Origin of the sequence: Bradyrhizobium sp. LCT2, assembly GCF_009931255.1 — a bacterium.
Classification (GTDB): Bacteria; Pseudomonadota; Alphaproteobacteria; order Rhizobiales; family Xanthobacteraceae; genus Bradyrhizobium; species Bradyrhizobium diazoefficiens.
The window spans coordinates 9,337,297-9,362,144 of the sequence record NZ_CP034432.1; the positions used below are offsets into that span (position 1 = coordinate 9,337,297).

Annotated in this window: 28 protein-coding genes; 18 read left to right on the forward strand and 10 right to left on the reverse strand. The window is 64.6% G+C overall.

Annotation, left to right across the window (positions count from 1 at the left end; translation table 11 throughout):
- Nucleotides 1–106 precede the first annotated feature (106 nt).
- From EI171_RS44065 to EI171_RS44095, 7 genes are all read left to right on the forward strand, one after another.
- Complete coding sequence (locus tag EI171_RS44065) at nucleotides 107–565, forward strand: DUF3237 domain-containing protein (RefSeq protein WP_161536849.1); 459 nt, start codon at nucleotides 107–109, stop codon at nucleotides 563–565.
- Nucleotides 566–644: 79 nt separating this feature from the next.
- On the forward strand, nucleotides 645–1,325 hold the full coding sequence (locus tag EI171_RS44070) for a DUF2270 domain-containing protein (protein WP_011090567.1): 681 nt from the start codon (nucleotides 645–647) through the stop codon (nucleotides 1,323–1,325).
- Nucleotides 1,326–1,454: 129 nt separating this feature from the next.
- Nucleotides 1,455–2,264, forward strand: coding sequence for a crotonase/enoyl-CoA hydratase family protein (locus tag EI171_RS44075; protein ID WP_011090568.1), 810 nt, complete (start codon nucleotides 1,455–1,457; stop codon nucleotides 2,262–2,264).
- Nucleotides 2,261–4,144, forward strand: coding sequence for a feruloyl-CoA synthase (locus EI171_RS44080; protein ID WP_028173787.1), 1,884 nt, complete (start codon nucleotides 2,261–2,263; stop codon nucleotides 4,142–4,144). Before EI171_RS44075 ends, EI171_RS44080 begins: the two co-directional genes overlap by 4 nt.
- A gap of 25 nt (nucleotides 4,145–4,169) precedes the next feature.
- Nucleotides 4,170–4,931 carry an SDR family NAD(P)-dependent oxidoreductase gene (locus EI171_RS44085; RefSeq protein ID WP_161536850.1) on the forward strand — a complete coding sequence of 254 codons (762 nt, stop codon included), beginning with the start codon at nucleotides 4,170–4,172 and terminating at the stop codon, nucleotides 4,929–4,931.
- A 183-nt stretch (nucleotides 4,932–5,114) separates the two neighbouring features.
- Nucleotides 5,115–5,534 carry a thioesterase family protein gene (locus EI171_RS44090; RefSeq protein ID WP_011090571.1) on the forward strand — a complete coding sequence of 140 codons (420 nt, stop codon included), beginning with the start codon at nucleotides 5,115–5,117 and terminating at the stop codon, nucleotides 5,532–5,534.
- 94 nt (nucleotides 5,535–5,628) lie between these two features.
- Nucleotides 5,629–6,780 carry an ABC transporter substrate-binding protein gene (locus EI171_RS44095; RefSeq protein ID WP_011090572.1) on the forward strand — a complete coding sequence of 384 codons (1,152 nt, stop codon included), beginning with the start codon at nucleotides 5,629–5,631 and terminating at the stop codon, nucleotides 6,778–6,780.
- Between the two features lie 76 nt (nucleotides 6,781–6,856).
- Here EI171_RS44095 and EI171_RS44100 read toward each other — a convergent pair whose 3' ends face one another.
- The gene (locus EI171_RS44100) at nucleotides 6,857–7,585 is read right to left on the reverse strand and encodes a glutathione S-transferase family protein (RefSeq protein ID WP_011090573.1); all 729 of its coding nucleotides are present in this window, start codon (nucleotides 7,583–7,585) and stop codon (nucleotides 6,857–6,859) included.
- 36 nt (nucleotides 7,586–7,621) lie between these two features.
- A complete protein-coding gene (locus EI171_RS44105) occupies nucleotides 7,622–7,885 on the reverse strand; it encodes a hypothetical protein (RefSeq protein WP_011090574.1) in 264 nt (87 codons plus the stop codon).
- A gap of 124 nt (nucleotides 7,886–8,009) precedes the next feature.
- On the opposite strand from EI171_RS44105, the gene EI171_RS44110 reads away from it, so the two are divergent.
- Both EI171_RS44110 and EI171_RS44115 read left to right on the forward strand, forming a co-directional pair.
- Nucleotides 8,010–8,708 carry a YafY family protein gene (locus EI171_RS44110; protein ID WP_011090575.1) on the forward strand — a complete coding sequence of 233 codons (699 nt, stop codon included), beginning with the start codon at nucleotides 8,010–8,012 and terminating at the stop codon, nucleotides 8,706–8,708.
- Between the two features lie 5 nt (nucleotides 8,709–8,713).
- A complete protein-coding gene (locus tag EI171_RS44115; protein WP_028173786.1) occupies nucleotides 8,714–9,037 on the forward strand; it encodes a YkgJ family cysteine cluster protein in 324 nt (107 codons plus the stop codon).
- On the opposite strand, the gene EI171_RS44120 is transcribed toward EI171_RS44115, so the two are convergent.
- Complete coding sequence (locus EI171_RS44120) at nucleotides 9,034–9,432, reverse strand: hypothetical protein (RefSeq protein WP_028173785.1); 399 nt, start codon at nucleotides 9,430–9,432, stop codon at nucleotides 9,034–9,036. The genes EI171_RS44115 and EI171_RS44120 overlap by 4 nt on opposite strands.
- 221 nt (nucleotides 9,433–9,653) lie before the next feature.
- The gene (locus tag EI171_RS44125) at nucleotides 9,654–10,001 is read right to left on the reverse strand and encodes a DUF3307 domain-containing protein (RefSeq protein WP_049832502.1); all 348 of its coding nucleotides are present in this window, start codon (nucleotides 9,999–10,001) and stop codon (nucleotides 9,654–9,656) included.
- Nucleotides 10,002–10,406: 405 nt separating this feature from the next.
- Between EI171_RS44125 and EI171_RS44130 the strand changes: the two genes are divergently transcribed.
- The 4 genes from EI171_RS44130 (at nucleotide 10,407) to EI171_RS44145 (ending at nucleotide 14,292) form a co-directional block, all read left to right on the forward strand.
- A complete protein-coding gene (locus EI171_RS44130) occupies nucleotides 10,407–11,852 on the forward strand; it encodes a TAXI family TRAP transporter solute-binding subunit (protein WP_161536851.1) in 1,446 nt (481 codons plus the stop codon).
- Nucleotides 11,853–11,975: 123 nt separating this feature from the next.
- Nucleotides 11,976–12,194 carry a hypothetical protein gene (locus tag EI171_RS44135; protein ID WP_161536852.1) on the forward strand — a complete coding sequence of 73 codons (219 nt, stop codon included), beginning with the start codon at nucleotides 11,976–11,978 and terminating at the stop codon, nucleotides 12,192–12,194.
- Nucleotides 12,195–12,384: 190 nt separating this feature from the next.
- Nucleotides 12,385–13,494, forward strand: coding sequence for a cyclic nucleotide-gated ion channel (locus EI171_RS44140; RefSeq protein ID WP_011090580.1), 1,110 nt, complete (start codon nucleotides 12,385–12,387; stop codon nucleotides 13,492–13,494).
- Nucleotides 13,495–13,506: 12 nt separating this feature from the next.
- The gene (locus EI171_RS44145) at nucleotides 13,507–14,292 is read left to right on the forward strand and encodes an enoyl-CoA hydratase/isomerase family protein (RefSeq protein ID WP_161536853.1); all 786 of its coding nucleotides are present in this window, start codon (nucleotides 13,507–13,509) and stop codon (nucleotides 14,290–14,292) included.
- Here EI171_RS44145 and EI171_RS44150 read toward each other — a convergent pair whose 3' ends face one another.
- Together EI171_RS44150 and EI171_RS44155 are read right to left on the reverse strand one after the other, a co-directional pair.
- The gene (locus tag EI171_RS44150) at nucleotides 14,293–14,721 is read right to left on the reverse strand and encodes a DUF6157 family protein (RefSeq protein WP_161536854.1); all 429 of its coding nucleotides are present in this window, start codon (nucleotides 14,719–14,721) and stop codon (nucleotides 14,293–14,295) included. It abuts the gene before it with no gap.
- A gap of 17 nt (nucleotides 14,722–14,738) precedes the next feature.
- Nucleotides 14,739–15,383: a glutathione S-transferase family protein gene (locus EI171_RS44155; RefSeq protein WP_161536855.1), complete on the reverse strand. Its 645-nt coding sequence runs from the start codon at nucleotides 15,381–15,383 to the stop codon at nucleotides 14,739–14,741.
- 87 nt (nucleotides 15,384–15,470) lie between these two features.
- Between EI171_RS44155 and EI171_RS44160 the strand changes: the two genes are divergently transcribed.
- Nucleotides 15,471–16,451, forward strand: a complete 981-nt coding sequence (locus EI171_RS44160) for a YafY family protein (RefSeq protein WP_011090584.1) — start codon at nucleotides 15,471–15,473, stop codon at nucleotides 16,449–16,451.
- A gap of 136 nt (nucleotides 16,452–16,587) precedes the next feature.
- Nucleotides 16,588–16,821: a hypothetical protein gene (locus EI171_RS44165; protein ID WP_027543365.1), complete on the forward strand. Its 234-nt coding sequence runs from the start codon at nucleotides 16,588–16,590 to the stop codon at nucleotides 16,819–16,821.
- A gap of 56 nt (nucleotides 16,822–16,877) precedes the next feature.
- Here the strand turns inward: EI171_RS44165 and EI171_RS44170 are convergent, their stop codons facing one another.
- The 4 genes from EI171_RS44170 to EI171_RS44185 form a co-directional block, all read right to left on the reverse strand.
- Entirely contained in the window at nucleotides 16,878–17,825 is a 948-nt protein-coding gene (locus EI171_RS44170; protein ID WP_161536856.1) for a fatty acid desaturase, read from the reverse strand.
- A 15-nt stretch (nucleotides 17,826–17,840) separates the two neighbouring features.
- Nucleotides 17,841–18,857, reverse strand: a complete 1,017-nt coding sequence (locus EI171_RS44175; RefSeq protein ID WP_161536857.1) for an alpha/beta fold hydrolase — start codon at nucleotides 18,855–18,857, stop codon at nucleotides 17,841–17,843.
- Between the two features lie 157 nt (nucleotides 18,858–19,014).
- On the reverse strand, nucleotides 19,015–19,818 hold the full coding sequence (locus EI171_RS44180; RefSeq protein ID WP_161536858.1) for an MBL fold metallo-hydrolase: 804 nt from the start codon (nucleotides 19,816–19,818) through the stop codon (nucleotides 19,015–19,017).
- An 87-nt stretch (nucleotides 19,819–19,905) separates the two neighbouring features.
- Complete coding sequence (locus tag EI171_RS44185) at nucleotides 19,906–21,519, reverse strand: acyl-CoA synthetase (protein ID WP_161536859.1); 1,614 nt, start codon at nucleotides 21,517–21,519, stop codon at nucleotides 19,906–19,908.
- 153 nt (nucleotides 21,520–21,672) lie between these two features.
- Here EI171_RS44185 and EI171_RS44190 point away from each other — a divergent pair, with 153 nt between their 5' ends.
- The 3 genes from EI171_RS44190 to EI171_RS44200 all read left to right on the forward strand — a co-directional run bounded on the left by EI171_RS44190 (nucleotide 21,673) and on the right by EI171_RS44200 (nucleotide 24,839).
- Complete coding sequence (locus tag EI171_RS44190) at nucleotides 21,673–22,878, forward strand: ABC transporter substrate-binding protein (RefSeq protein WP_161536860.1); 1,206 nt, start codon at nucleotides 21,673–21,675, stop codon at nucleotides 22,876–22,878.
- 216 nt (nucleotides 22,879–23,094) lie between these two features.
- The gene (locus EI171_RS44195) at nucleotides 23,095–23,847 is read left to right on the forward strand and encodes a TetR/AcrR family transcriptional regulator (protein WP_011090590.1); all 753 of its coding nucleotides are present in this window, start codon (nucleotides 23,095–23,097) and stop codon (nucleotides 23,845–23,847) included.
- A 20-nt stretch (nucleotides 23,848–23,867) separates the two neighbouring features.
- The gene (locus EI171_RS44200) at nucleotides 23,868–24,839 is read left to right on the forward strand and encodes an ABC transporter permease (RefSeq protein ID WP_011090591.1); all 972 of its coding nucleotides are present in this window, start codon (nucleotides 23,868–23,870) and stop codon (nucleotides 24,837–24,839) included.
- Nucleotides 24,840–24,848: the final 9 nt, after the last annotated feature.

Genomic DNA, 24,848 nt, shown 5'->3' on the forward strand with positions numbered 1-24,848 from the left:
ATTGAATGCGGGCTCTCGCCGCAACGGCGGTGATCTCCCTCGCCCCGCTTGCGGGGAGAGGCGAAGACACCGGCGCCTTCTGACCGTGTGACCGTTGGAGTGACCGATGACCCCCACCCTCGACACCAAATACGTCTTCACCATCACCGCCCGCATCGGCGACGTCGTCACCGCCGGCGAGACCGGCGTCGGCGTGCGCCGCATCATTCCGATCATCGGCGGCGAGGTGAAGGGCGCGGTCACCGGCAAGGTGCTGCCGTTCGGCGCCGACTTCCAGACCATCCGTCCCAACGAGCTGATCGACCTCGAAGCGAAATACGCCTTCGAGACCGCCGACGGCGCCATCGTCTATGTCGAGAACAAGGGCATCCGCTTCGGCCCGGTCGAGCTGCTGCAAAAGCTCAAGCGCGGCGAGCCGGTCGATCCGAAACTGATCTATTTCCGGACCGTGCCGCGATTCGAGACCGGGCATGAAAAGTATCGCTGGCTGATGGAGCACATTTTTGTAGCTTCAGCCGCACGCCACGCGGACCGTGTCGTGATCGACGTCCATCAGGTGATGTGAGGAATCGGTCTTTGACCCAGGGCGAACCTGGTTCAGAATGTGATCTGCACCAAGTTGTGCAGACCACGGGAGTCCCACCATGTCTCTTATGGCTTCCAGCGAACCAGTCCCCCAACACACCTTCGACTCCGCCGAAATGGGCGCCATCGCTCATCTCTACCGCGGCGAGGTCTATCGATCGACGATCTGGCGAACGCGGCTCGACAACACGACCAATTGGGCGATCGTCACGATGGGCATCGCGCTGTCGACGACATTTTCGAGCCCGGAGGCTTCGCCTCTACCACTCGTGCTCGTCGGACTGCTCCTTGCCGTGTTCCTTGGTATGGAGGCGCGGCGTTATCGCTATTTCAATGTCTGGCGTGCCCGGGCTCGTTGGCTGGAGAGGAATTTCTATGCGCCAATCTTCACCGGTGAAGCGCACGACGATAGCTGGAAGGCCGTTCTCGCGCGCGACTACACTGCGCCCCGCCATCACATTTCATTTGTCCGCGCTACCGGACGGCGGTTGCGTCGCAACTACGTCTGGATATTCGCCATCCAGGCGACAGCCTATTACGGCAAGATTGCAATCCATCCGACGCCTGCAATGACCTTGACGGAGCTTATCGATCGCGCCGCCGTCGGACCGATTCCCGGCTGGGTCGTTCTGATCGTAGGCTTTGCCTACAATTTCGGGTGGCTGGCGTTTGCGCTTGGCACGATGTGGCTCGACCGACGCGAGCATGGGACCAAGGGCGACCGGGTGGCGATGGGCTGATGACATCGGCGGCTACCCGTTCCCCGGGGGAGCCGAGACGAGCGTAGCTGCCCCGACGCCAGGGAGGGCCTCCCTTGTTGACTCCTTGTAAATTCGTTATACAATATAACTATTCTGATAAGGACGCAAATGACACAGGGAAACGCCGAGACCGCTGACGCGGGTGCCTCCGGGCTGTTGAGGATCGAGCGGGCCGACAGGGTTCTGACCGTGGGCCTGAACCGGCCGGCCAAGCGCAATGCGCTCAATGACGGCATCATCCTGGAAATCGGCGAGTGCTTTGCGTCCCTGCCCGAGGATATCGGCGCGGTCGTCATCCACGGCATCGGCGACCATTTCTCCTCCGGCCTCGACCTGTCCGAACTGACGGAGCACGACGCGACCGGCGGGCTGCTCCATTCGCAGATGTGGCACCGGGTGTTCGACCGCATCCAGTATAGCCGCGTGCCCGTGATCGCCGCGCTCCGGGGTGCCGTGATCGGCGGCGGGCTGGAGCTCGCCTGCGCCGCCCATATTCGCGTCGCCGAGCCCTCGACCTATTTCGCGCTGCCGGAGGGGCAGCGTGGCATCTTCGTCGGCGGCGGCGGCTCGGTGCGGCTGCCGCGGCTGATCGGCGTTGCCAGGATGATGGACATGATGCTGACCGGCCGCGTCTATAGCGCGACCGAAGGCGCTTCCTACGGCTTTGCGCAATATCTGACCGAAGCCGGCAACGGGCTCGGCAAGGCGCTTGAGCTTGCGACCAAGATCGCCTCCAACGCGCCGCTGACGAATTTCGCCGTGCTCCAGGCGCTGCCGATGATCGCGGAAGCCAATCCGCAGACCGGCCTGTTGATGGAATCGCTGATGGCCACCGTCGCCCAGAGCGACAAGGAAGCAAAGCGCAGGATCCGCGAATTCCTCGAGCACAAGACCGCCAAGGTGAAGCCAAAGTCATGAGTGCACAGCCGTCCTCTTCCGGCACGGAGCGCGGCGCAAGCACTTTCCCGCTGCGGCCCATTTCGTTCGGCGATCCCGTCGTCAATATCGAACGACGCGAGGACGGGACGATCTACCTGCGGCCGAAGCAGCCGCTCGGCGACTATCCCGTCCGCATCACCGACCGCCTGCATCATTGGGCGACGACGACGCCGGACCGCGTCTTCATGGCGGAGCGCGAAGGCGGCCGCGGCTGGCGCAAGATCACCTATGCCGAGCTGCTCACCGCGAGCCGGCACATCGCCTCGGCGCTGATCCAGCGCGGCTTGTCGGCGGACCGGCCGGTGGTCATCCTCTCCGGCAATTCGATCGACCATGCGCTTTTGGCTTTCGGCGCGTTCTATGCCGGCGTTCCATTCTGCCCGGTATCGCCGGCCTATTCGCTGGTGTCGAAGGATTACGGCAAGCTCTCCTATCTGATGAAGCTCTTGACGCCCGGCCTCGTCTTCGCCGAGGACGCCGACAAGTTCTCAGATGCGCTCGCGGCCAATGTTTCGCTCGGCACCGAGATCGCCGCCTCCTACGGCCATGTGGCGGGCCGCGACGTCACGCTGCTCGCCGACCTCATGGCGACGCCGATCCGAGGCGATCTCGACGAAGTCCACGGCAAGATCGGCCCCGATACGATCGCGAAATTCCTGCTGACGTCGGGCTCGACCGGCAATCCCAAGGCCGTCATCAACACCCAGCGCATGATCTGCGCCAACCAGGTGATGCTGCGCGAGACCCTCGCCTTCCTCAAGGACGAGCCGCCCGTCATCATCGACTGGCTGCCCTGGAATCACACTTTTGGCGGCAACCACAATATCGGCCTGACGCTCTACAATGGCGGCTCGATGTATCTGGACGCCGGCAAGCCGATGCCCGGCGGCATCGAGGAAACCGTGCGCAATCTCCAGGAGATTTCGCCGACGGTCTATTTCAACGTGCCGAAGGGCTATGAGTCGCTGCTGCCCTATCTGCGCGACGACCAGGGCCTGCGCGCGAAATTCTTCGACCGGCTGCATGCGATGTTCTTCTCGGGCGCGGCGCTGTCGCCGTTCGTCTGGGACAGCCTCGACGAGCTCGCGGTGAAGGAAAAAGGCTATCGCGTGCCGATGCTGACCGGCCTTGGCGCGACCGAGACCGCGCCGTTCTTCATGTCGGTCAATCCGCGCACCAGCCGCTCCGGCCATGTCGGCCTCCCCGTCTCCGGCAACGACGCCAAGCTGGTGCCGAACAACGGCAAGCTCGAGGTCCGCGCCAAGGGGCCGAACGTGATGCCCGGCTACTGGCGCCAGGCGGACATCACCGCAAAATCCTTCGACGAGGAAGGATTCTACAAGTTGGGCGACGCGCTCAAGCCTGCCGATCCCGATGATCTCAACGCCGGCTTCGATTTCGACGGCCGCGTCAGCGAGGACTTCAAGCTCGCGAGCGGTACCTGGGTCAGTGTCGGCCCCCTGCGCGCGCGCTTCGTTGCGGCCTGCGCACCGCTGGTGCGCGACGTCGTCATCGCCGGCATCAACCGCGACGAGGTCTCCGCGCTGGTCGTGCTCGACCTCGACGGCTGTAGGCTGGTCAACCCGACGCTGCCGGCCGACGACCTCGTCGTCGCGACGCGCGACCGGCTGGTGCGCGAGGCCTTTCGCGAGCGCCTGACCCGATTCCTCGGCTCGGCTACCGGTTCCTCGACGCGGATCACGCGCGCGATCCTGATGGATACGCCGCTCTCGATCGACAAGGGCGAGGTCACCGACAAGGGCTCGATCAACCAGCGCGCGGTGCTGGAGCATCGCGGCGCGCTGATCGACGAGCTCTACGCTGCCAATCCGTCGGACCGTGTGATATCGGTCGGCTAAGAAACCATCGCTACAGGAGAACGCCATGTTGTTGAAGGATCAGGCAGCCATCGTCACCGGCGGCGCATCGGGGCTGGGCGCGGCGACCGCGCGAAGACTGGCGGCGCAGGGCGCCAAGGTCGCGGTGTGCGACCTCAATGCCAAGCTCGCCGAAACCGTCGCCGCCGAGATCAAGGGCGTGGCGGTGACCTGCGACGTCTCCGACGCCGCTTCCGCTGAAGCTGCGATCGCGCAGGCGACCAAGGCCCACGGCCCCGCGCGCGTGCTGGTCAACTGCGCCGGCATCGGCGTGGCAAAACGCGTTGTCGGCCGCGACGGCCCGATGGCGCTCGCCGATTTCGACAAGGTGATCAAGGTCAACCTGATCGGCACCTTCAACATGCTCCGCCTCGCCGCAACCGAGATGTCCAAGCTCGAGCCGCAGGCGACCGGCGAGCGCGGCGTCATCATCAACACCGCCTCCGTGGCCGCCTATGACGGCCAGATCGGCCAGTCGGCCTATTCGGCCTCGAAGGGCGGCATCGTCGGCATGACGCTGCCGATCGCGCGCGAGCTTGCACAGTTCGGCATCCGCGTGCTGACGATCGCGCCCGGCCTGTTCCTCACCCCGCTGCTCGCGAACCTGCCGCAGGAAGCCCAGGATTCGCTCGCAGCCGCGATCCCCTTCCCGCGCCGGCTCGGCAATGCCGACGAGTTCGCCGCGCTCGCGCTGCACATGGTCGAGAATTCGTACCTCAACGGCGAGGTGGTGCGCCTCGACGGCTCGCTGCGCATGGCGCCGAAGTAAATTCATGAGCGATATTGCAGCAGCGTCCTCGACCTTACCTCTCCCATTGGGAGAGGTCGGCGCGCAGCGCCGGGTGAGGGGCTTTGCACTATCGAGAGACCGAAACCCCTCACCCGAATTGCTGCGCAATTCGACCTCTCCCTACGGGAGAGGTGAGAGCCGGCCCCAACGAGTACCAACCACATGTTCGTGAACCGGCGCGACGTACAGATCCAATGGGGCGATTGCGACCCCGCCAACATCGTCTATTACCCGCGCTATTTCAGCATGTTCGACGATTCGACCTCGGTCCTGTTCGAGAAGGCCGGCTTCTCGAAGCAGGACCTGGTCCACAAATACGGCCTGGTCGGTATCCCCATGGTCGACACGCGGGCCAAGTTCTACATCCCCTCGACCCATGGCGACTGGATCACCATCGAGACGAAGATCGAGAGCATCAAGCGCTCGAGCTTCGAGGTGAAGCACAATGTCTACAAGACCGCCGATCTCGCCATCGAGGCATTCGAGACCCGCGTCCTGGTCGGCCGCGACCCGGCCAATCCGGAGAAGCTGAAATCGGCACCGTTTCCGGCGGAAATGGTGACCAAGTTCACGGGAAGTTAGATCGGGGAGCTAAATCGCCGCATCACCAAAAGAGGGGGCTGAATTACCCCCCGATTTCTGCTTTCAAAGAAACACGTCAAGGGAGGAACAATAGATGAAACGCTTTTACCTGACCGCCGCGATCGCCGCGGCGACGCTTGCCCTGCCGGCCCTGCCCGCGCTGGCGCAGACCAGCGAAATCACCATCGGCATCACCACCACCACGACCGGCCCGGGCGCCGCCCTCGGCATTCCCGAGCGCAATGCGCTGGAATTCGTGCCGAAGGAGATCGGCGGCGTGCCGCTGAAGGTGATCGTGCTCGACGACGGCGGCGATCCCACCACCGCGACCACCAACGCCCGCCGCTTCGTCACCGAATCCAAGGCCGACATCATCATGGGCTCGGCGCTGACGCCGCCGACCATCGCGGTCTCCAACGTCGCCAACGAAGCCGGCATTCCGCATTTCGGCCTCGCGCCGTTCCCGATCACGCCCGAGCGCATGAAGTGGTCGGTGGCGATGCCGCAGCCGATCCCGATCGTGGGCAAGGTGCTGTACGACCACATGAAGTCGAAGGGTGTGAAGACCCTCGGCTATATCGGCTACTCCGATTCCTACGGCGACCTCTGGTTCAACGACCTGAAGGCGCAGGCCGTGCCGATGGGCATGACCATCGTGGACGAGGAGCGCTTCGCCCGTCCCGATACGTCGGTGACCGGACAGGTGCTCAAGCTCGTCGCCGCCAATCCCGACGCGATCCTGGTCGGCGCCTCCGGCACCGCGGCCGCGCTGCCGCAGACCGAGCTGCGCGAGCGTGGCTACCAGGGCCTGATCTACCAGACCCATGGCGCCGCCAGCATGGACTTCATCCGCATCGCCGGCAAAGCGGCCGAAGGCGTGCTGATGGCCTCGGGCCCCGTCATGGACCCCGAGGACCAGCCGGACGAAGCCGCCACCAAGAAGCCGGGCCTCGCGCTCAACTCGGCCTATGAAGGCAAGTACGGCCCGAACAGCCGCAGCCAGTTCGCCGGCCATTCCTATGACGCCTTCGAGATCCTGAAGCGAGTCATCCCGACCGCGCTGAAGACGGCCAAGCCCGGCACGCCGGAATTCCGCGAAGCAATCCGCCAGGCGCTGCTGTCGGAGAAGGAATTGGCGGCGAGCCAGGGCGTCTACAACTTCACCGAAAAGGACCGCTACGGCCTCGACGAGCGCTCGCGCATCCTGCTCACGGTGAAGAACGGCAAGTACACGCTGGTGAAGTAAGCGCTGCGACAGTTTCGAGACGACGAGAGCCAGCCCGATGGGCCGGCTCTTTTCTTTTGGCTTCCTTGAGGCGACGCTAAGCCGCCTGCCGCAGCGGGGTCCAGGCGAACTCCGGATAGTAATTGTCCATCATGCGGTCGACATAGGCGGTGAGGTTCGGGAAGCCCTCGGCCCGCTGCCGCAAACCGGATTCGAAGAACGGCGTCAGGATTCCGGCGAGTGCGCCGAAGGCGGTGGCATCGACACCGCAGGGCTTGTTGCCCATCAGATAGGCCTTGTCGCCGAGCTGCACCGAAAGCGCGAACAGCGAGCGCACCGCGAGATCGACGTCGTCGTCCGGTGCGTGGCGGCCGAGCCCGGAGAGCAGATAGTTCTCGGCGACACGGAATTGCGCATCCTCGCGCAATTTTTCGCGATTGTGTTCCGGCGCGCCGTCGAAGAAATGCGACGGGCCCTTGGCGAAGTTGATCGGATCGACCCAGCGCGCGCCGACCAGCGCCCAATAGACGTGATGCTCGATCATGCGCTCGAACGCCCAGGCCTGTGCGCGCTCCTGCAACGAGAGCCCGGCGTCGAAATCGAAGCCGTAGCGGCGCTCGATATGGGCGCGGATGAAGGTGGAATCGGCCACCGCCTCGCCGCCGTCGTCGATGAACGGCAGCTGCCCCTTGGGGGAGGCGGGCGGCATCGCACGCTCCTTCCGGTAGGGCAGTCCCGCCATCTTGAGCTGCACCTCCGTCTTGGTGACGAAAGGGCTGATTTCCGGCAGGCCGAAGCCGGTGCCAAAGCCGTAAAGCGTGATCATAAAGCTCTCCTGAACCACCGAAAGAGTTGACGGAACCTAACCGCGGGCTGCTGCCACCATGGTGGCAGCAGCCGTGATATCTTCTGCGAAACGGGCCCCTCGCCAGGCGCGGCCCATGATGTGGCGGACCAGCGCGTCCGCAGCCTGGATCAGCGAGCGTGTCACCATGGTCGCGAGCGCAACGCGGAGGTCGACGACGGTGAGATCGAAAAACATGAGCCGGCTGAAGGCCAAAGCGTGCAGCACGGCCTGCGCCCGCCACAGCGGACCGGCCGGGCTGAAATGGGTTGGGATGATCATGGACAAATCCTCTTCAGTCGATGTGTTGTCCCGGTATAGAACCCCCCTGCTGCCAACATCCTGTCAGCATCCACGCGCCGGATTTTGAGCGGGCTGCGGTCAGGAATTTGGAAAGAGAATTGTCATGAGACGCGCCGACCGGCTGTTTCAGATCATCCAGGTGCTGAGGCGCACGCGTAAGCCGCTGACGGCGGATGCGATTGCGGCCGAGCTCGAGACCTCCAAGCGCACGATCTATCGCGACATCGCGACACTGATCGGCCAGCGCGTGCCGATCCGCGGCGAAGCCGGCATGGGCTACATCCTGGAAAAGGGTTTTGACCTGCCGCCCCTGATGCTGACACCCGACGAGATCGAGGCGGCGGTGCTGGGCGCGCAATGGGTCGCGGGCCATGCCGATTCCACACTGGCGCGCGCGGCCGAAGATCTGATGGCGAAGATCGCCGACACCGTGCCTGAGCGCCTGCGCCCCTTCGTGCTGGAGCCCGCGAGCCGCGCGCGGCCAAGCTGGAACAGGGAGCCGGACCGCCTCGACATGGCGCGCACGCGCACCCAGATCCACGAAGGCAAGAAGATCATGCTGCGCTATCGCGACGAGCAGGGCCGCCCCAGCGAGCGCATGATCTGGCCGATCTCGGTCGGCTATCTCGAAGCCGTGCGCCTGCTCGCGGCCTGGTGCGAGCTGCGCAGCGACTTCCGCAGCTTCCGCACCGACCGCGTCGTGGAGGCGACCTATCTCGACGAGAAATATCCGGAGCGGCGCGACGTGCTGCGCGCAAAATGGCGGCAGAGCCTGGTCTGGGGCCCGCCAAAGGACACGTGACGACGATGGAAGAGCCATCCCCCATCGACCTGTCGAGCTGCTGCCAGAGCTGCGGCGCCTGCTGCGGCTATTCGGAGAACTGGCCCCGCTTCTCGATCGAGAGCGACGAGGAGCTTGCGGCGATCCCGGAGGCGCTCGTCAATGCGCGACAGTCCGGCATGCGCTGCGAAGGCGATCGCTGCTCGGCGTTGCGTGGGGAGATCGGGAAAGAGACCGCCTGCGGCATCTACGCCGTGCGGCCGGAAGTCTGTCGCACCTGCATGCCGGGCGACGCCGAATGCGCAATGGCGCGGCGGAAGTTCGGGCTGCCGATGATCGCGAACCCTTAAGCGGGGACAGCTTCGCTGATCTCGTCGTCGAGCTCGTCATCGAGCGGTGCAAGCACCGAGAGCGGCTTGGTCGACAGCGTGATCGGCTTGCGGCCACCCGACAGCGACGGCGAGGATTTGGCGACGCCTTCGCGCGACAGCGCGTAGAGCGTCGAGCCGACCCGGCCGCCGTTCTCGATCAGGTCGCGCTCGCTGCAGCTGCCCGCGATCGCGACCGCCAGCGAATGCAAATGGCTGCGGCGATAGCAGAACAGCGCCAGCTTCGCGCGTGCGTCAGGGGAAACACTCTCAACCAACCTCGGCAGGCCACTCTCGCTGGCGCGATACATCTCGCCAAGGAGCTCGTCGCGAACCGGGCAGAAATCGCTTTCAAAGGCGTCGCGGCTTGAAAACATTGCAGTTCTCCCTCGTGTGGGGAAGATGCAGCGCAATTCTCTAACGGAAGGTTAACCACCCCTGACGGTAGTCACCCGGGGTTCCTTGTGCCCTCCCCGCGAATCGGAGGCGGCGAGAATTGCCACTTGCCGTCATTCCGGGGCTCGCGAAGCGAGAACCCGGAATCTCGAGATTCCGGGTTCGGTCCTGCGGACCGCCCCGGAATGACCGGTGCAAGCAATCAGTTCGCCGCCATGAAGATGGAGAGGCCGAAGCCGGTCAGGTGATGGAGCGCCTGGTCGACGCCGATCAGGGTCCAGAACCAGGGGTGCGCAAGGTCGACCCCGAAATTGGCGGAGACGAACCCCTTGGCGCGGTCGATCGTGATGTGGATCACGAAATCGATGAAGGCCACGAACCAGAATTTCGGCGCGACGATCAGGATCAGCGGCAGCGCAACCGCAAGGTGAATCAGGCAATGCACCAGGAGCGGCAGGGCCCAGCCGTGCTTCTGGTCCTTGCCATGCGCCATCCAGGCGGTCTGCAGGACGAAATCAGCGATGATGTGCTTGAACGTGAGCAACAACATCCAGCCAATGAGCGCCTCAACCGGAACCGCCGATGACATGGGTGGAAACGACAAAGCTGACGCCCTCATTGAGGTGACAAGAAAAGATTGGAGCGTTCAGCGCAACTTCTTCTTGGACCGGTCAAATCGCCGGGACCTCTGATTTATGACACCTCCCGCACCGGAATGCAGCCGGGGGGAACCGGAAAATCGCCAACTGTGGCTAACTGGTGATAGGATGACCAATCGCCGCGTCGGCGTGGAGTAAGGTTACCTCCGGCTCGAAATTTGCATTCCGGTACCGGCAAGCTATCATTGACGATAGAGAATATCGTTCTTTTTTCAGGCGTTTAAGAATTGCAGGGGCGCACGCAGCGATCGGATCCGCGAGCCGCCCGCGACCCAGAATAAGGCCAGAGTGCTGCCATGAGTACTGAAGGCCCGACCACATCGTCGGTCGAACCGCCGCCCCGGCGCCCCAAGGTGATCAAGACCAATCAGCAGCAGGTCCTGCTGTACGTCGTGCTGACCCTGCTGCTGTCGCTTGCCACCGTCTGGGCCGGCCGCGCGCTGGTTCACAATTCGGAGACGCTGACCTTTGCCGTCGGCGCACCCAACAGCGACGAGGCGCTGTTCGCGGCCAAGCTCGCCGCACTCCTGAAGAACAACGCCTCGCGCTTCCGCATCAAGATCGTCAACAACCCTGACAATGCCAAGGCGCTTGCCCAGTTCGACCGCAAGCAGGCCGACCTCGCCGTGCTGCGCACCGACGCCAAGGTCCCGCTGCGGGCGCGCACGCTCGCGATCCTCGAGCACGACCTCGTGCTCCTGCTTGGACCCGGCAACAAGAAGATCAAGTCGCTTGCCGAGCTGAAGAAGAAGAAGGTCGCAGTCCTCGCCGAGAACGAGTCCTCGCTTGCCTTCGTCCGCGGCATCCTCGACATCCCCGACGGTCCGGACGCCGCCAGGATACAGATGGCGCCGCAGGGCGCAACACTCGACAAGCTGCTTGCGCCGGGAAACGGCTTCGGTGCGGTGATCGCCATCGTCCACGCCTCGAAAGCGGTGCGGGACAAGGCCTATGAGCAGGTCGCCAAACGCGGTGGCTTCACGCTCAACGCAATCGACGAGACCAAGGCGCTGGCACGCAAATTCCCCGGCATTGCCGACGAGACGCTGACGGCAGGGACGCTGTCGGTCTCGCCTGAAATTCCCGACGACGATCTCGAAACGATCGGGCTGGAATGGCTGCTGGTCGCGCAATCCAGGATGTCGGCGGCCACGGCGGGCGAACTCGCGCGCACCGTCTACGAGAACAAGTCGGCCCTCGGGCTCGACAGCGGCTTCGCCAGCAGGATCGAGCCGGCCTCGGTCGAGAAGGACGCCTATGTGATAGCGCATCAGGGCGCGGCCGATTACATCAACGACGACACCAAGTCGTTCATGGATAAATACAGCGACCTGATGTATCTCGGCGCCGCGGCGCTCAGCGTCATCGGCTCGATCTTCGCCGCCATCTACGCCAAGATCACCCGGATCGCACCGGAGAAGGCCAGCGAGCTCTCCACCGCCATCCTCGACATCGGCGAGCGCATCGAGCACGCCCACTCCCTGGATCAGCTCGAATGTCTCCAGGATGAGCTGGAAGGCATCCTGCGCGGCGCGGTCATCGGCCTCCGGGACGGCACGATCAGTACCGACGGGCTCGACACCTTCAAGCTCGGCTACGAATTCGTCCGCGACGAGATCGGCATGCGTCGCGACTACCTGAAGCGCCATGCCGGCGAGATCGACGAGACCGCCCAGGATGCCGGCCCTCCCCAGCACGACGACAGCAACGTTGTGGTGGTCAAGACCGCGCAGAGCGCTTGACCCGCCCACCTGGCACTCTCGGGGCAGGCCGGGCGGACGTCTTCCGGGAGGATCAACCGCCGGAACTCGGGAACCCTCCCCATCCGCAACCATTGGTTTCCGGATACAACCAGAGAACGCGCCATGCGTACACTCCTCATGATCTTCCTCGTGGGAATGCTGGCAGCGGTTGGCTATTTCGCTTATTCCGCGATGGCGGTCGAAGGCGAGCCGATCCCGACGGAAGGCTATGTGGCTCTCGCGCTGGGGGCGGCATTTTCCGTCGTCGTGGGCATCGGCCTGATGGTCCTGCTGTTCTTCAGCAGCCGCCGCGGCTACGACGAGCCGCCGCATTTCAGGTAGCGGCGGGACCGGCTGCCGCCCCCCGCCTTCGTCTTCCCATTTGCCGCGGCCCGCGCCCGTCGTTGACGGCCTCGGCCCGGGCAGGCACTTTGACACCGAGGTCCCAGCCGGGACCGCAAAAGCCAAGACTGCTGAAGCGAAGACCGCTAAAGCCAAGACCGCTAAAGCCAAGACCGAGCCACCTTCCCGCATGTTCAAGCCGCTGATCTCCGCTCTGGCCCAGTTCGTGGCCGCCACGGCCGGCCGCAACATGACCAAGGCGGCCTATGTTGCGGTCGGCGTCGGCCTGCTCAGCATGGTGCTGCTGACGGTTGGCCCGGCCTATGAGACGGCGCCCCGCTGGGTCGATGCCCTGCTCTGGGCCTGCCTCGCCTATTTCGTGTTCGAATGGGTCGTCCGGCTGCGCCACATGAGGCGAACCGAGCGCCTTGCGCTCTACATGTCCTCCTCCGCCGGCATCGTCGATGCGATCGGAGCGCTGGCCGTGCCGGTCGCGCTGGTTCTCGGCGTCGAGCTCCGGACGGCCTGGCTGCTCAGCGTGCTCTGGGTGCTGAAGGTGGTGCCGGGCATTCCGGGCCTGCGCCAGCTCCGCCGTGTCCTGGTGCTGGAATCGGGGCCGCTGGTCAGCGTGCTCGTGATCTTCCTGATGGTGGTTTTCCTCGCCTCCGTCGCCGAATATTTCCTGGAGCGGGACGTGCAGCCTCAGACCTTCGGCAGCGTGCCGGCGGCGCTGTGGTGGGCGGTGGTGACCTTGACGACGACCGGCTATGGCGACGTCGTGCCGGTGACGCCTCTGGGGCGCATGGTGGCGGCGCTGGTGATGATCTCCGGCCTCGGCGTGTTCGGCCTCTGGACCGGTATCCTGGCAACCGGCTTTGCCGCGGAGACCCGGCGCGACAATTTCCTCAAGACCTGGGAATCCGTCAGCAAGGTGCCGTTCTTCGCGGCGCTTGGACCGGCGGCCATCGCCGACGTCACCCATATGCTGCGGACCATGGAGCTGCCGGCGCGCACCATGATCATCCGCAAGGGCACGCAGGGTGACTGCATGTATTTTATCGCGGCCGGCGCGGTCGAGGTCGACCTGCCCGGCAAGAAGGTTCAGCTCGGCGAAGGCGCCTTCTTCGGCGAGATGGCGCTGCTCGGCAACAACATGCGCGGCGCCAACGTCTCGACCACGAAGGTGTCGCGGCTCCTGGTGCTCGATCTCGTCGATTTCCGCGTGCTGATGGCGCGGCATCCCGACCTCGCCGAGACCATCGACGCCGAGGCGAAACGGCGCACGCTCGAAAACAGGTAAAGGGAGACAAGAATGTCGGATATAGCCGACGCAGCCTCTGGCCCCGTGCTCGAACGCGACGGCGCGCGGGCCACCATCCGCCTCAATCGTCCCAAGCATCTCAACCGGCTCGAGGCCGAAGATCTCGGCGAGCTCGTCAAACTGTTCGACCGGATCGAGGCTGATCCCGCGATCCGCGTGCTGGTGCTGACCGGCACCGGGCGCGCCTTTTCGGCGGGCTATGATCTGAATTCGGTCGCCGAGCGCGCGGTGAGCGCAAGCGAGCAGCAGAGCGCGGGCTCGGCCTTCGAAGTGGTCGTCAACCGGCTGGAGGATCTCGGCGTGCCGACCATCTGCCGGCTCAATGGCGGCGTCTATGGCGGCTCGACCGACCTCGCGCTCGCCTGCGATTTCCGCATCGGCGTCGACACCGCCGAGATGTTCATGCCGGCGGCGCGGCTCGGGCTGCACTATTACCGGAGCGGCATCAAACGCTACGTGACGCGGCTCGGCGTCGACAATGCGAAAAGGCTGTTTTTGACCGCGCAAAAGATCAGCGCGCCGGAGATGCTGCGGATCGGCTATCTCACCGCCATGGTGGCGGTGGAATTCCTCGACGAGGAGGTCGACAAGCTCGCCGGCGTCCTGGCCGGCAACGCGCCACAGGCGATGCGCGGCATGAAGCGCGCCATCAACGAATTCGCCCGCGGCGAATTGGATGAACAAGCCGCCGACCAGCGCCACCGCGACAGCATGCGCGGCGACGAGATCAAGGAAGGCATCAAGGCGTTCGCGGAAAAGCGGCCGCCAAAATTCTGATCACGCCCGCTTCGACCGCATCGCGCGCACCTGCGTGAGCTTGGGATCGCGGACGAGCGCCTGGTAGCGTTTGCTGTCGACGGCGTAAATCGCGATCCGGCCCTCACTGTCGGCATGAACGCCCCAGCCAAAACGCTTGCCCAGGCTCGACGCCCTCATGCACGCCTGCCCCCGGGAGAAGAACGCTTCACGGGCCGCACGCTTCTCCGTCTTCGTCGCCTTCACATCGAGCTCGCGTCCCGGCGCAGACGTCGCGAAGATCACGTCGTCGGACGTGCGTTTGTAGGGTGCCTTGGCGATCATCTCGTATTGCAGGGACGCCACCGTCGGCTTTCCCGCGCGCAGCGGCGGCTCCTCGCCAGTATGCGCCGGACAGTCTTCAGCGACCCGGATGAAGGTGTCGAAGCAATTGGTCGTGTGAATTGTCATCTGCAACCCTGGATCATTCAACCGCCAGCAGCCGCAGCATGCTGCGCCGCCATCTCGTCATCCGCCGCATTGATCCGCTGGAACGCAGGCCGTGACGTCATCCGCTCGGCATAGCGGACGAAGACGTCCTTTTTCGGCACGATGCCGAACATCATCGTCCAGCTGAACGCGACGCCCCATAGCACGTCTGCTGCTGTCATGCGCTCGCCGAGCAGATACGGCCCGTTCGACAATTGCGCCTCGAGCGCACCCAGCATGGTGTCGTAATCGGCATAGGGCGATTGCGTGATCGGTGCCGGCTCGCGCTGCATGAACTTGTCGATTAAAGCCGGCTCGAACGATGCGCCGTAATAGGCGATCCAGCGCAGATAGGGGCCGCGCAGCGGATCGTCCAGCGCGGGCGTCAATCCCGCCTGCGGAAACAGGTCGCCGAGATAAATGGTGATGGCGACCTGCTCGGTCACCAGCGCATCGCCGTGGCGGATCGCCGGCACCTTGCCGAGCGGGTTGATCGCGAGATAGGCGCCCTGCCGCTGCTCGCCGGCCTTCATGTTGAGGACATGGAGATCGTAGGGCGCCCCCAACTCCTCCAGCAGCACCCGCGTGCCGGTGGCGCGGCTTTGCGGCGAGTAATACAGCGTGATGCGGTTCGGATCGGTCATGGCAGGTCTCCTCGAGCGCCGTCTGGCGATGCGCACCTTGTAGCGGACCATACCTGACATCCTGTGTCAGGTATGGTTTAAGGAGTCATGCGCGCGAGCCGGATGCTGTCGATCCTCACCACCCTCCAGGCCAGGGGGCAAGTCACCGCGCCCGAGCTCGCGCAAGCCTGCGAGGTGTCGGTGCGCACGATCTATCGCGACATCGACGCGCTCGCGGCATCGGGCGTCCCTGTTTATGCCGACCGCGGCGCGGAGGGCGGCTACCGCCTGCTCGACGGCTATCGCGTGCGGCTGAACGGCCTGTCGCAGAACGAGGCGGAAGCGCTGTTCCTGACCGGTTTGCCGGGGCCGGCGGCAGCACTCGGGCTGGATGCGGCGATGATCGCCGCGCAGAACAAGCTGATGGCGGCACTGCCCGCCAATCTGCGCGCGGACGCCGGGCGGATGCAGGAGCGTTTTCACCTGGACGCTCCCGGCTGGTTCGGCGAGGCGGAAGAACCAAAGCACCTGCGCACGATTGCCGGTGCGGCCCTGCGCGGGACGCTGATCAAGATCCGCTACCAGAGCTGGCGCGCCGAAAAGCAGCGCCGCGTGGCGCCGCTCGGGCTCGTGCTGAAGGGCGGCGGCTGGTATCTCGCAGGGCAGGTCGACGGCAGCGTGCGCACCTATCGTGTCGCGCGCGTGCTCGATTGCACGGCGCTCGACGAGCGCTTCGATCGTCCCGCCGATTTCGATCTCGCCGCCTATTGGCAGGCCGCCACGCTGCGCCTCGAGGCCGAGATGCATCCGAATGTCGCGATCGTGCGGCTGTCGCCGTTCGGCGTGAAACTGCTCGACGCGCTGAGCCAGCCTTACGTCCGGGCGCGCACGCAGATCGAGGACGCTGCCGACGCGGACGGCTGGCGCATCGCCAGAGTGCCGACCGGCAAGACGTCATGGCACGCCGCGGCCGAATTGCTGCGGCTCGGTCCCGAGGCCGAGGTGCTGGAGCCTGCCGATCTCCGCGAGAAGATGGCCGAGCTGACGCAGGCCATGGCCGCGCGCTATCGCGCGGCGCGGAAAGCATGACGGCGGCGCGCCTCGCCGCAGTCGACGAAACAATCCTGAAACACGATTCTCCCCTCGCCCCGTGAACGCATTCGCGTTTCGACCCGACCGAGATGCAGGGACACAACAACGGCCTCGCGCCAACTGGAGAATGAAGATGTTTCGTAAGCTTGCACTCGGTCTGATCGCTGCCGGCTCGCTCGGTGTTGCCGCTCTCGCCCCCACCGCCGCTTCGGCCCACGGCTTCCACCATCACTGGGGTCCCGGCTGGGGCTTTGGCGGAATCTACGTCAACACCGGCGTCAACAACTGCTACCAGGAGCGCGTCGTCCAGACCCGCCACGGCCTGCGCGTCCGCGTCGTGAATGTCTGCGCCTACGGAATCTACTGATATCTCGCGCCGTCGACAAAGCCCCGATCGCTCCGCGATCGGGGTTTTGCATTTGCCTAGCCGGCCTGCCGCTGCCGGCGAAACCAGGCCCAGGTCTCGCGCGTCGTCGCGATATAGCCGCGGCCGCGATAGACGATCTCGCCGTCGACGATCTCGTTCAGCTTCGGCAGCGCGTGGAAGGGTATCGAGGGATAGGCGTGATGCTCGACGTGGTAAGGCATGTTCCACGCGAACCATTTGACGAGCGCGCCGGTGTAGGTGGTGCGCGTGTTCTGGAAGGCGCTGCGGGTGCGGTCGCAGCCGGTGTGCTCGGCATAGAGATAGGGCCGCAGGAAGAACTGCCCGATGACAAGCGGCACGATCCAGACCCAGAGCAGCAGCGCCGAGGAGAACCACAGCGAGAGCGCGAGCAGTAGCGCATAGAGCGCAGCATAGGCGCGCGCCTCGCGCACGATGATGGCGCGCTTGTTTTCGGGAATCCAGGGCACCGTGACCTTGCCGGTCACGGCGTGGCCGAGCATCAGCCAGAGGCGGCCGGCGACCTGGAGCAGGCCGCTATAAGCGAGCGCCAGCTGCGTATCGGATTTCGGCTTCACGCCGACGATCAGCTCCGGGTCCTTCTCAGGATCCTGGGTGTAGCGGTGATGGTCCCAGTGAAACAGGCAGTAATATTCGTAAGGTTGTCCGATGATGAAGCCCGAAGGATAGCCGACCGCAAGGTTGAGGCCACGGCTCCTGAACGCGGTCTTGTGCGCGGTCTCGTGCAACGCCATGAACAGGAAGGCGACGAAATAGCCCTGCACCGCCATCAGCGGCAGGGCCCATAACACGCCCCAGGCCGAAGAGACCTTCCAAACCAGCGCGCCGACCAGCACGACCAGGCCGTAATGGCTGAGGCTTTTCGCGGCGCCCCTGAGATCGGAGCGCACTGACAATTCACGCAGCATCGCCGGCGTGAGCGGCTTCAGGCGGTGGCCCGGCTCTGAAACGGTTGCGTCAGTCATGATCGGATGCCTGTCTTACTTGCTGAGGAGCTGTGCGATCTCGGCCTTGATGAAGGCCTGGTCGGGTGGATTGTTCACGGGGTTGCCGGCGCGATGGCCGTGCAGCGACGGGATCGGATGCAGCACCGCCGACTTTGCGTTGACCAGCCGGCCGAGTTCGTCCTCGTTGTCGCGGACGTCGAAATAGCGGTCGGTCGCGCCCGGCATCAGCAGCATGTGCGCCTTGATCGCGGCGAGCGCCCGATCGAGATTGCCGCCGAATGCGCCGCAGCGGCTGATATCGCCGCTCTGCCAGATGCCGATCTGCGCCAGCAGGTCGTTGGCATCGCGCCGCGCGAACGTCGCGTCCCAGCCACGGACGAGATAATCCTCAAGCGAGCTGAAACCGGCCTCGCGCCAGAGCTCGTCGCGATAGAAGCCGTGCGACATCGCCCAGCCGGCATAGACGCGCCCCATCGCGCGGTAGCCGACGGTCGGCTTCTCGACGAAACGGCCGTTACGGAAGGCGGGATCGCCGGTCAGCGCGGCCTTCACGCTTTCGAGGAAAACATGATTATAGGGCGCGCAGCGCGCACTGCCGCAGACCACCGCGGCGCGCTCGACCATATCGGGATGAGATGCCGCCCAGTGATAGGCCTGCATGCCGCCCATCGACCAGCCATAGACCAGCGCGAGCTTCGAGATGCCGAAGCGCCCGGTGAGAAGGCGATGCTGGACCGCGATGGCCTCGTGGTAGGTCGGCTCAGGGAACGGGCCAGCCGTGTTCGAGGGCGAGGACGACAGGCCGTTGCCGAACAGATTCGGGATGACGATGAAGTAGCGTTCGGGATCGAGCACGCCGCCGGCCCCGATCAGCCATTCGGTGTCGTAATGCTGCGCGCTGAACGAGGTCGGGTAGAGGATGACGTTGTCTTTGGCCGGGCTCAGCGCGCCGTACGTCTTGTAGGCGAGCGTCATCGAGGGGAAGATGGCCCCGGACTGGAGTGTGACGTCGCCGGCCTCGAAGGTCTCATAGTCGCGCTGCGCCGTCATGCGTTCAACTCCGCTCACGCGGTCGCAGAACGCGCCGCTGAAATGGCGATGCATCGATCATGCCGGGCCGCTCACGCATCATTGCGTCACGCTTAATAACTGTACGAATAGTACATATATTAGCAGGTGGCAAGATGTATCTGGCCGGTTCGCCGGCTCAAGCGATGGCCGCCAGATAGCGCGCGACCGACGCCGCGAATGCGGCCTTGGCCCCCGCGGCGATGTTGCGCCCCCACCAGGCGCCATAAATGCGGTCGAAGGCGAACGGCTCGACAACGCCGGCGATCCGCCGCACCGCGGCGGCATTGAGCGGCATGTAGTTCGGATAGGAATACATGAAGCTGACGAAGCGGCGGTCCATCGTCACCTGCGCGATGTCGCCGGTGAGCAGCGCGCCCCTGCCGTCCGCGCCCTGCCGCCAGTGCAGCATGGTGGCGCCGGCGAAATGGCCGCCGCTGCGCAGCAGCACCACGTCGTCGGAGATGCGATGGCTGTCGCCGGTCCAGTGCACGATCGAGGCATGCGGCCGCGTCACCCATTGGCGGTCGTCCGCGTGCAGATAGACCGGGATGCCGCCGAAAGCCTCGCTCCAGTCGGCGAGCGCGCCATAATAATGCGGATGTGAGATCGCGATTGCCTGCAGTCCACCGAGCGAGCGGACCTGCGCGATCGCCTCCGGCGTTGCCAGCGGCACACAGTCCCACATCACGCAGCCGTCTGCGAGCGGCACGAGCAAGGCGCGCTGGCCGATGGCGAAGCTCGGCTCGAGTGCAAGGCCGGTCAGGCCGAGATCGTCGCGACAGATCATGCGATGGCTTTCCGCCAACGCCTCGCGGGGGAGGAAGGTCTGCCCTTTCCAGTTCACGAATTGCCGTTCGTCCTCGCAGATCGGACAGGACGCAGGAGGTCTTTCGCTGGCCGGGAATTGCGCGCCGCAGGTTTCGCAGGTCCAGAGGGACATGGCTCGTGATCCAGGATGTCACGCTTCAAATATGGACGGGAGATCGACGACGGCAAGAACCCCGCAAGCGGGAAAGGCGAAGCCCCCTCACGTCCCGAAATTCTTCTGGATCGCCTTGTCGAGGGTCTCTCCGCCGACGAAGCGCTGGCGCAGCTCGCGCTTGAGCAGCTTGCCGCTCGGATTCTTGGGCAGCGCGTCCACGAAGATGACCCGCTTGGGCACTTTGAAATGCGCCATCTGGCCGGCGCAGTGCTTGATGACGGATTCTTCGTCGAGCGTCTCGCCGCTCTTGACCACGACGATCGCGGTGACCGCCTCGATCCAGCGCGGATCGGGCAGCCCGACGACGGCAACCTCCGACACCGCCGGGATACGATACACCATCTCCTCGACCTCGCGGCTCGCGACGTTCTCGCCGCCGGTCTTGATCATGTCCTTGACGCGGTCGACCACGGTGATGTGACCCTCGCCATCGACGGTAGCGAGATCGCCGGAGTGAAACCAGCCGCCGGAGAACGCGGCCGCCGTCTTGACCGGATCGTTGTAATAGCCGGACAACAGGTGCGGCGAGCGGTGCACGATCTCGCCGACCTCGCCGACCTTGACGTCCTCCATCGACGTGTTGACCACGCGCGTCTCGACGTTCAGCACCGGCTTGCCGGCCGAACCGGCCTTGCGTAGCTGATCCTCGGGCCGCAGCACCGTCGCGAGCGGCGCGATCTCGGTCTGGCCGTAGAAATTCCAGAACTTTACAGCGGGCAGACGGCGCTGGAGCTCGAGCAAGACTTCCACCGGCATGATCGAGGCGCCGTAATAGCCCTTCTGCAAGGTCGACAGGTCGGTCTTGTCGAAATTGGGTGAGCGCAGCATCGCGATCCAGATCGTTGGCGGCGCGAAGAACGACGTGATCCTGTGCGCCTGGATCAGCGCCAGGATGTTGTCGGCAGTCGGCTTGCCCGTAATCACGCCGGAGGCGCCGAGATAGACTTGCGGGCCAAGGAACACGTCGAGCTGGGCGCAATGATAGAGCGGCAGCGCGTGCAGGAATTTATCGTCCACACTCATGCCGCCGTCGATGATGCAGCTGACATACTGCCACATCACCGCTTCATGGGTCAGCATCGCCCCCTTGGGCAGCGATTCCGTGCCGCTGGTGTAGACGATCTGCGCGAGGTCGCGGCTGTCGACGGACGCCTCCAGGAACGAGCCGTCGGCATGAAGCAGATCGTCGAAGGTGGTGAGGCCGGCGGGCGCGGTGGCGGGATCCTCGCCCGGGAGCCAGATCATCTTCTCGACCGCACAGTCCTTGGCCGAGGCCGCTCGCGCGGGCTCGACGAAATCAGGCCCGGTCGCAAGCAGCTTTGCGCCGGAGCTCTTCAGGATGAAATTGATCTCATCCGGATTGAGCATGAAGTTGATCGGCACCAGCACCGCGCCGATCCGCGCCACTGCGAAGCGGAGCGCGGCAAAGGCATGGGAGTTGCGCGAGAGCACGGCGAGACGATCGCCCTTTTTGACGCCGAGGCCGAGCAGGCCGCGGCCGAACCGGTTGCAGATCGCGTCCATCTCGGCGAACGTCCAGCTCACGCCGCCGCAGCTTATCGCGAGCTTACCCGGATCGCGGCCCGCCGAACGGCGCAGGAGATCGCCGATGGAATGCTCGCGCGCTTTCGAGATGGTGGCTGCGGTGTCGCTGGACATTTCTATTCCCCAAGATTTGCAATTTGCGCGAAGCGTAGTCGGCGCTGTCGACTGCGTCAAATTGCCTGCGCGCCGGCGTCATGACGCAAGAATTGCCCCTTCGCCGGGGCAATCTAATCTGGCGCGCCAACTACAAAGATCGGGGGAAATGTCATGTATCGGATCGCACGCGCCGCCCTTGCGGCCGGGCTGTTGTCTGCGCTTTTCATCAATCCGTCGCCCGCCCAGCAGACCCCGCTCAAGATCGGCGTGCTCTCCGACTTCTCCTCGGTCTATTCCGACATCGGCGGTATGGGGAACGTCGAGGCCACCAGGATGGCCATCGAGGATTTTGGCGGGCAGATGTTCGGCAAGCCGATCGACATGGTCTCGGCCGACGTGCTCAACAAGCCCGACGTCGCCTCCACCATCGCCCGCAAATGGTGGGAGACCGAGGGCGTCGACATGATCATCGACCTGCCGACCTCGGCCACCGCGCTCGCCGTGATGGAGCTGTCGAAGCAGTACGAGAAGATCATGATCGTGACGGATGCGGCGAGCTCCGACATCACCGGAAAATCCTGCTCGCCCTACACCGCGCACTGGACCTACGACACCTATGCCAACGCCCACACCGTCGGCAGCGCCATCGTCAAGAACGGCGGCGACACCTGGTTCTTCCTCACCGCCGACTACGTGTTCGGCCATTCGGTCGAGCGCGACACCGGCGACGTGGTGAAGGCCGCCGGCGGCAAGGTGCTCGGCAGCGTCAAACATCCGCTCAACACCGCCGACTTCTCGTCCTTCCTGCTCCAGGCCCAGGCCTCCAAGGCCAAGATCATCGGGCTTGCCAATGGCGGCGGCGACACTATCAACGCGATCAAGCAGGCCGGCGAGTTCGGCATCGTCGCCGGCGGCCAGAACCTGGCGGCGATCGTGATGTTCATCTCCGACGTGCACAGCCTGGGGCTGAAGCTCGCGCAGGGGCTGATCATCACCGAGGCCTATTACTGGGACCTCAACGACAAGACCCGTGCCTTCGGCAAGCGCTTCCTGGAGCGCGTCAAGCGGATGCCGACGATGAACCAGGCCGCGACCTACAGCGCGACGCTGCATTACCTCAAGGCCGTGCAGGCCGCCGGCACCAGGGACACCAAGACCGTGATGGCCAAGATGCGCGAGCTGCCGGTGAGGGACGCCTTCACCGACAACGGCAGCTTGCGCGAAGACGGCCGCATGGTCCACAGCATGTACCTGTTCCAGGTGAAGAAGCCCGAAGAATCCAGGGGTCCGTGGGACTATTACAAGCTGCTCGCCGAAGTCCCCGCCGACCAGGCCTTCCGGCCGCTGAAGGACGGCGGCTGCCCGCTGCTGAATTAGCGCTTTGCGCGCATCGGGGACCTGCCTTCCGTCGCGGGGCGGGTCCACGGCATTGCATTGCACGGAAAAAACGAGCGAGCGCTCTCTCAGAAAATTCTGGTCCGCCCCCTTTCCCGACGGCCACTCTCTGCGCTAGGAATGACGACAAGGGTGTAAAGCCCACGCCTGGATCAACAACAACGCCAAAAGACCCGGGAAGAAATTTGGGGAGGCAGCGTGAATCTCGCGCGCCGACGACCTTGGACGAACGCGTTCTCGACGGAAGCGCTGTGCACGCGCATTCTGGAACGTCACCGCGACTCAATCCGCGTCCAGAAGCCACGTCTTGCCGTCGCAAATCTCGCGCGTATCATCGGCGCAACCCTCACCCTCTCCAACAAGCAGGGCTTTCACGCCACCACGCTCCGCCAGCTCGCGGAGGCCTCCGGCCTCAGCATGGGCGGCCTCTATACGTATATCGACAGCAAGCCCAGGCTCCTGTCGATGATCCTCGGCGAGGTCGCGGCAACGGCGACCGAGGTTCTGACGGCGCCTCCCGACGACGTCAGGAATGACGCCCACAGGCACCTCGACTGGATCATCGCGACCCATATCCGCATGAGCGAGGCGATGCAGCCCTGGTTCGTCTTCGCCTTCATGGAGGCGAAGTCCTTTCCGCCGGCGGAACGTCAGCGCGCGATCGACATGGAAGCCATGACCGAGAAGATCATCGCCGACGTCCTCAGGCAGGGCGTCGCCAGTGGCGCCTTCACGATCGACCATGTCAGGCTCACGGCGTCGCTGATCAAGCCGCTGCTGCAGGACTGGTACGTCAAGCGCGCCAAGTACCGCAAACGCGGCACGTCGATCGACGGATACATCGATGGCGTCGGCAACTTCGTGAGCGCCGCCTTGTCGAGTGGCACCCGCGCCAACGGACGCTCGTCCGCCAGGGCACGCTCGCGGCCAAAGCAGATGGCGCACCCATAGTCCGCAGGAAGGGCCAGGCGATGAAGCGTTTCCGGTTCAATCAGCAAGAGATCGTCTTCGCCGTCTTCGCGCTGCTGTTCCTGGTATTCTCGATCTTCCTGCGCGGCTTTCTCACCCCGGAGAACATGCTGACGCTGCTCCAGAACGTCTCCGTGCTCGGCATCCTCGGCCTTGCCATGGCGATCGTCGTGATCGGACGCGGCATCGACATCTCGCTGATCGCCGCGCTCGCCGTGCCGCCGGGGCTGGTCTTGCAGATGGTGCAGAACGGCCACTCGCTGCCGGCCTCGCTCCTGACCGCCGTGCTGCTGACGATTGCCTTCGGACTCGTCAATGGCTGGCTGATCGCCTACGCCGAGGTTCCCTCGTTGTTCGCGACGCTCGCGACCGGCTTGCTCCTCGCCGGTCTCGGGCAGGCCGCATTGTTCCAGCTCGACGTCGTGCAGTGGAGCCCCGGCATGGACGGCTTCGAGCGGCTCGGACAGGGCACGATCCTCGGCATCCCGACGTCGATCATCATGTTCGCGATCGCCTGCATCGTGGTGGCTTTCCTGCTGCGCCAGACGCGCTGGGGCGCCTATATCTATGCGATCGGCGACAACCCTTTCGCCGCGCGCGTCACCGGCATTCCCTCCCGCCCGATCATCGTCCTGCAATATGTGATCGCCGCCCTGATCGGCTGCTTCGCCGGCCTCGTGTTGGCTGCATCCGTCAACTCGATGCCGACCCGCATCTTCAACTCCACGCTCATCTACGACGTCATTCTGGTCGTCGTGCTCGGCGGCATCGGGCTATCGGGCGGCCGCGGCGGCGTCCTGAACGTCGTGATCGGCACGCTCCTGATCGGCACGATGCTCAACGGCATGACCATCATGGACATCTCCTACGCCGGGCAGAATCTCATCAAGGGCGTGGTTCTGCTGCTCGCCGTCATCACCGATTCCTTCCTCAATCCGCGCAACGAGGAGACGGCACAGCAGGGCGACATCTGACCGACCCAA

Coding starts and splice junctions, on each gene's coding strand:
- EI171_RS44115 (WP_028173786.1), top strand. CDS start 8,714: ATGGAAGAGCCATCCCCCATCGACCTGTCGAGCTGCTGCCAGAGCTGC.
- EI171_RS44075 (WP_011090568.1), top strand. CDS start 1,455: ATGACACAGGGAAACGCCGAGACCGCTGACGCGGGTGCCTCCGGGCTG.
- EI171_RS44135 (WP_161536852.1), top strand. CDS start 11,976: ATGCGTACACTCCTCATGATCTTCCTCGTGGGAATGCTGGCAGCGGTT.
- EI171_RS44120 (WP_028173785.1), bottom strand. CDS start 9,432: ATGTTTTCAAGCCGCGACGCCTTTGAAAGCGATTTCTGCCCGGTTCGC.
- EI171_RS44110 (WP_011090575.1), top strand. CDS start 8,010: ATGAGACGCGCCGACCGGCTGTTTCAGATCATCCAGGTGCTGAGGCGC.
- EI171_RS44140 (WP_011090580.1), top strand. CDS start 12,385: ATGTTCAAGCCGCTGATCTCCGCTCTGGCCCAGTTCGTGGCCGCCACG.
- EI171_RS44145 (WP_161536853.1), top strand. CDS start 13,507: ATGTCGGATATAGCCGACGCAGCCTCTGGCCCCGTGCTCGAACGCGAC.
- EI171_RS44200 (WP_011090591.1), top strand. CDS start 23,868: ATGAAGCGTTTCCGGTTCAATCAGCAAGAGATCGTCTTCGCCGTCTTC.
- EI171_RS44095 (WP_011090572.1), top strand. CDS start 5,629: ATGAAACGCTTTTACCTGACCGCCGCGATCGCCGCGGCGACGCTTGCC.
- EI171_RS44100 (WP_011090573.1), bottom strand. CDS start 7,585: ATGATCACGCTTTACGGCTTTGGCACCGGCTTCGGCCTGCCGGAAATC.
- EI171_RS44160 (WP_011090584.1), top strand. CDS start 15,471: ATGCGCGCGAGCCGGATGCTGTCGATCCTCACCACCCTCCAGGCCAGG.
- EI171_RS44130 (WP_161536851.1), top strand. CDS start 10,407: ATGAGTACTGAAGGCCCGACCACATCGTCGGTCGAACCGCCGCCCCGG.
- EI171_RS44065 (WP_161536849.1), top strand. CDS start 107: ATGACCCCCACCCTCGACACCAAATACGTCTTCACCATCACCGCCCGC.
- EI171_RS44105 (WP_011090574.1), bottom strand. CDS start 7,885: ATGATCATCCCAACCCATTTCAGCCCGGCCGGTCCGCTGTGGCGGGCG.
- EI171_RS44125 (WP_049832502.1), bottom strand. CDS start 10,001: ATGTTGTTGCTCACGTTCAAGCACATCATCGCTGATTTCGTCCTGCAG.
- EI171_RS44175 (WP_161536857.1), bottom strand. CDS start 18,857: ATGACGGCGCAGCGCGACTATGAGACCTTCGAGGCCGGCGACGTCACA.
- EI171_RS44090 (WP_011090571.1), top strand. CDS start 5,115: ATGTTCGTGAACCGGCGCGACGTACAGATCCAATGGGGCGATTGCGAC.
- EI171_RS44150 (WP_161536854.1), bottom strand. CDS start 14,721: ATGACAATTCACACGACCAATTGCTTCGACACCTTCATCCGGGTCGCT.
- EI171_RS44190 (WP_161536860.1), top strand. CDS start 21,673: ATGTATCGGATCGCACGCGCCGCCCTTGCGGCCGGGCTGTTGTCTGCG.
- EI171_RS44170 (WP_161536856.1), bottom strand. CDS start 17,825: ATGACTGACGCAACCGTTTCAGAGCCGGGCCACCGCCTGAAGCCGCTC.
- EI171_RS44070 (WP_011090567.1), top strand. CDS start 645: ATGTCTCTTATGGCTTCCAGCGAACCAGTCCCCCAACACACCTTCGAC.
- EI171_RS44080 (WP_028173787.1), top strand. CDS start 2,261: ATGAGTGCACAGCCGTCCTCTTCCGGCACGGAGCGCGGCGCAAGCACT.
- EI171_RS44085 (WP_161536850.1), top strand. CDS start 4,170: ATGTTGTTGAAGGATCAGGCAGCCATCGTCACCGGCGGCGCATCGGGG.
- EI171_RS44180 (WP_161536858.1), bottom strand. CDS start 19,818: ATGTCCCTCTGGACCTGCGAAACCTGCGGCGCGCAATTCCCGGCCAGC.
- EI171_RS44185 (WP_161536859.1), bottom strand. CDS start 21,519: ATGTCCAGCGACACCGCAGCCACCATCTCGAAAGCGCGCGAGCATTCC.
- EI171_RS44155 (WP_161536855.1), bottom strand. CDS start 15,383: ATGACCGATCCGAACCGCATCACGCTGTATTACTCGCCGCAAAGCCGC.
- EI171_RS44165 (WP_027543365.1), top strand. CDS start 16,588: ATGTTTCGTAAGCTTGCACTCGGTCTGATCGCTGCCGGCTCGCTCGGT.